The sequence below is a fragment of the Neisseria sp. P0021.S007 genome, assembly GCF_051956855.1.
The window spans coordinates 1-728 of the sequence record NZ_JBQCXA010000443.1 but is presented as its reverse complement, the minus strand read 5'-3'; the positions used below and the strand labels follow the sequence as shown (position 1 = coordinate 728).

Here is a 728-nt window from a genome sequence, read left to right as displayed (position 1 = left end):
GATGATTACCGGCAGCCACAATCCGCCCGATTACAACGGTTTCAAAATGATGCTCGGCGGCGACACGCTCGCAGGCGAAGCCATTCAAGAACTTTTAGCCATTATTGAAAAAGACGGTTTTGTTGCCGCCGACAAACAAGGCAGCGTAACCGAAAAAGACATCTCCAACGAATACCACAACAACATCGTCGGCCATATCAAGCTCAAACGCCCGATGAAAATCGTGATTGACGCAGGCAACGGTGTCGGCGGCGCATTTGCAGGCAAACTCTACAAAGGTTTGGGCAATGAAGTGACCGAACTTTTCTGCGAAGTGGACGGCAATTTCCCTAATCACCACCCCGATCCATCCAAACCGAAAAACCTGCAAGACCTCATCGTCGAGCTTCAAAACAGCGATGCCGAAATCGGCTTGGCATTTGACGGCGATGCCGACCGCTTGGGCGTGGTCACCAAAGACGGCAACATCATCTATCCAGACCGCCAATTAATGCTTTTCGCGCAAGACGTGTTGAGCCGCAATCCTAAAGCCAAAGTGATTTTCGACGTCAAATCCACCCGTCTGCTTGCGCCTTGGATTAAAGAACACAGTGGCGAACCTGTGATGGAAAAAACCGGCCACAGCTTCATCAAATCCACCATGAAAAAAACCGGCGCACTGGGTGCCGGCGAAATGAGCGGACACATCTTCTTTAAAGAACGCTGGTTCGGCTTCGACGACGGTATGT

At 51.0% G+C, this 728-nt stretch carries 1 protein-coding gene; it reads left to right on the top strand.

The window, feature by feature from the left end:
* The coding region (locus ACTHUR_RS13890) for a phosphomannomutase/phosphoglucomutase (protein ID WP_440399127.1) at window positions 1–728 on the top strand (728 nt) is incomplete at both ends.